This is a genomic window from Phyllobacterium sp. (assembly GCF_037994425.1).
Taxonomy (GTDB): Bacteria; Pseudomonadota; Alphaproteobacteria; order Rhizobiales; family Rhizobiaceae; genus Phyllobacterium.
In genome coordinates, this window is sequence record NZ_JBBNAM010000412.1 from 1 (window position 1) to 3,297 (window position 3,297).

Here is a 3,297-nt window from a genome sequence, read left to right on the forward strand (position 1 = left end):
ATATTGCTTGATCGCATTGGCCGCATCGATCGTCACCTGGTCATTAGTAGCATCACGGTGCTCGATCCCGAGGTCGTAATATTTCAGGTCCACATCGAGGTAAGGATGGATCAGCTTTTCCTTGATATATTGCCAGATGATGCGGGTCATCTCGTCGCCGTCAAGCTCGACGACCGGATTTGCAACCTTGATCTTTGCCATGGATAGTCAGCCTCTATTTTGCTGGGTGTGGGAATGTCAGCGTCGGTTTCCAGTGAGGGTTCGCGCCCCTATAGCATCGGGATCGCCGAACGCAAAGCTACCGCTTGTCAAAGTACCGTCATTTTGATGCAGGATTGCTCATCGAAAGAACGCGCGTTATTACCGCGCCTTTGTCAGCAGGAATAGACGATGGCCGGTACCGATAGACAACGCACGCTCATTGCCGAAGGCCCGGCAATCATTCTCGTCGAACCGCAACTGCCGGAAAACATCGGCATGGTGGCCCGCGCCATGGCCAACTTCGGCCTCGCGGAGCTTCGCCTTGTCAAACCGCGCGAGGAATTTCCGAACGAAAAGGCACGGTCGGCGGCGAGCAGGGCGGATCATATCATCGATGCGGCACAGGTCTTCGAGGACCTGCCATCCGCGATAAAGGACCTGAATTTCGTGTATGCGACCACCGCGCGCGAGCGGGACGCTTTCAAGCAGGTTCGCGGGCCGGTCGAGGCGGGGCAGGTGCTGCGCCAGCGCTTCAACAAGGGCGAACGGACGGGAATTCTTTTCGGGCGCGAGCGCATCGGCCTCAATAATGACGAAGTCAGCCTCGCCGATGAACTGGTGACGTTTCCGGTCAATCCGGCATTCTCGTCCCTGAACATTGCGCAGGCGGTTTTGCTCATGTCCTACGAGTGGATGAAGTCGGGTCTGGAAAAGCATACGGATACGGCCTTTCGTGGTCCCGAACTGCCGCCGGCCCCGAAAGATCAATTGCAGGGCTTTTTCGACCATCTGGAGGAGGCCCTGCAGTCGAGGGGGTACTTCCGGCCGATGGCACGCAAGGAGATCATGGTCAATAACCTGCGTGGCGTTCTCACGCGGCCGGGATTTTCCGAATCCGAGTTGAAACTCTTGCGTGGCGTCCTTGTCTCGCTCGACTTCTTCAGTCCCAGTACGCCGCGCGGCGCGGGCGCTCCGGAGGGGCGCAAGCGCGAACGCTCCCCAAATGTCGGTGATAAGCCGGCTAATAAGGAGCCAGCAAACGATGAATGAGCCCACGGCAGACCGGCCGATTCTCGTCTTCGACAGTGGCATCGGTGGTCTTACCGTGTTGCGCGAGGCGCGGGTTCTCATGCCGGATCGCCGTTTCGTTTATGTTGCCGACGACGCCGGCTTCCCCTATGGCGACTGGGAAGAAACGGCATTGTGCCAAAGAATTGTCGAACTTTTCGGCGGATTGATCGACAGGTACAAGCCCGAGATCGCGATTATCGCGTGCAATACGGCTTCGACACTGGTGCTGGACGACCTTCGCAAGGCCTATCCTGACGTGCCCTTCGTCGGGACAGTTCCCGCCATCAAACCTGCTGCCGAGCGCACCTCATCCGGACTTGTCAGCGTACTTGCCACTCCGGGAACGGTAAAGCGTGCTTATACGCGCGATCTCATCCAGTCCTTCGCCTCCCAATGCCACGTGCGCCTTATCGGAAGCCAAAGTCTGGCCCGGCTGGCCGAAGCGCATATTCGCGGCGAGCGCATCGACGACGCCGAGATTCGGCAAGAGATCGAACCTTGCTTTTACGAGCGGGACGGTCGGCGCACTGATATCGTCGTCCTCGCCTGCACGCACTATCCGTTCCTCGCCAATGTCTTCCGGCGCCTAGCGCCATGGCCGGTCGATTGGCTCGATCCCGCCGAAGCCATTGCGCGGCGAGGACTTTCCCTTTTGAAGACCAACGGCACCGGCGGCGAACCCGAACATGGCGACGATTTTGCCCTGTTCACGTCGGGTAACCCCGATTTCTCTACACGCCGCCTGATGCAGGGGTTTGGTCTGGACGCGGATCGATCCTGAATTGGATCAGTCCCAGCAGGGCCGGTAACGGCTTCGGCAAAGTGATTCCGGTTTAACCCAGACTTTCAAGGCCGGTCACACGGCTTTTCCGCCCAATTCCTTGCGGATGACCGGCGCGACTTCGGTGCCATAGAGTTCGATGGCCTTGAGCGTGTTCTTGTGTGGGAGGCTGCCGAGGTCAATTTGCAGCAAAAACCGGTCGTGCTTGAAGTAACCGTGCTGCAGCATGATCTTGTCGATCACTTCCTGCGGCGAGCCCACCAGCAAGGCGCCGCGCGTCGTGCGACCAGCCTCGTATTGAGCACGGTTGCTCGGCGGCCAGCCGCGCTCGCGGCCGATCTTGTTCATCACGACCTCGTAGGATGGCCAATATTCGTCTGAGGCGGCTTGCGATGTCTCGGCCACGTAGCCATGCGAGTTGATGCTGACCTTAAGTTTTTCCGGGGCGTGACCGGCCTTGGCGCCGGCCTCGCGGTAAAGTTCGACCAGCGGCGCAAAACGATGCGGCTCGCCGCCGATGATCGCGACGGCGAGCGGCAGGCCAAGCGTCCCAGCACGAATCACCGATTGAGGCGTGCCACCCACAGCGATCCAAACGGGCAGGGGATTTTGCAGGGGACGCGGATAGACGCCGAGATTGTTCAAGGAAGCACGCAGATTTCCCTTCCAGGTCACGCGTTCGCCTTCCCTGAGCTTCAGCAGGAGGTCGAGCTTTTCCGCGAAGAGCTCATCGTAATCGTTGAGATCATAGCCAAAGAGCGGAAAGGATTCGATGAAGGAGCCGCGCCCTGCCATGATCTCGGCGCGGCCAGACGAAATCAGATCGAGCGTCGCGTATTCCTGAAATACGCGCACCGGGTCGTCCGAACTCAGAACCGTGACGGCGCTGGTGAGACGGATGTTCTTGGTGCGTGCAGCGCCGGCAGCGAGCGCGACGGCCGGAGTCGAGATCACGAAGTCCGGCCTGTGATGCTCACCGATGCCGAAAACGTCAAGTCCAACCTGATCGGCGAGTTCCATCTCCCCGAGGAGATTCTGCATGCGCTGCTGCGCGCTGATGGCGACACCCGTCGCCGGATCCGGGCTCATGCCCGCAAATGTATAGATGCCGAGTTCCATTTCGATGCCTCGTTCAAAACGTTGCCGCACAGGTAAGCACAGCGAGAGCAGATGTGAAGAACGCACATGGCGGTGTTCGAGGCACCAAAAGGATACCGGCGGGTGTGGTTCGCAGAGTTGCGAAC

The 3,297-nt window shown here is 59.3% G+C and carries 3 protein-coding genes and 1 pseudogene; 2 read left to right on the forward strand and 2 right to left on the reverse strand.

The features are described from left to right. A pseudogene (locus AAAB35_RS27015) lies at positions 1-201 on the reverse strand (NADP-dependent isocitrate dehydrogenase); the annotation flags it as partial. A gap of 189 nt (positions 202-390) precedes the next feature. Here AAAB35_RS27015 and AAAB35_RS27020 point away from each other — a divergent pair. Both AAAB35_RS27020 and murI read left to right on the forward strand, forming a co-directional pair. Beyond that, the gene (locus AAAB35_RS27020; protein WP_340671417.1) at positions 391-1,251 is read left to right on the forward strand and encodes an RNA methyltransferase; all 861 of its coding nucleotides are present in this window, start codon (positions 391-393) and stop codon (positions 1,249-1,251) included. Beyond that, on the forward strand, positions 1,244-2,053 hold the full coding sequence (murI, locus tag AAAB35_RS27025) for a glutamate racemase (RefSeq protein WP_340671418.1): 810 nt from the start codon (positions 1,244-1,246) through the stop codon (positions 2,051-2,053). Before AAAB35_RS27020 ends, murI begins: the two co-directional genes overlap by 8 nt. Positions 2,054-2,128: 75 nt before the next feature. Here the strand turns inward: murI and AAAB35_RS27030 are convergent, their stop codons facing one another. Next, positions 2,129-3,172, reverse strand: coding sequence for an LLM class flavin-dependent oxidoreductase (locus AAAB35_RS27030; protein ID WP_340671420.1), 1,044 nt, complete (start codon positions 3,170-3,172; stop codon positions 2,129-2,131). Positions 3,173-3,297 lie beyond the last annotated feature (125 nt).

Coding starts and splice junctions, on each gene's coding strand:
- AAAB35_RS27020 (WP_340671417.1), top strand. CDS start 391: ATGGCCGGTACCGATAGACAACGCACGCTCATTGCCGAAGGCCCGGCA.
- murI (WP_340671418.1), top strand. CDS start 1,244: ATGAATGAGCCCACGGCAGACCGGCCGATTCTCGTCTTCGACAGTGGC.
- AAAB35_RS27030 (WP_340671420.1), bottom strand. CDS start 3,172: ATGGAACTCGGCATCTATACATTTGCGGGCATGAGCCCGGATCCGGCG.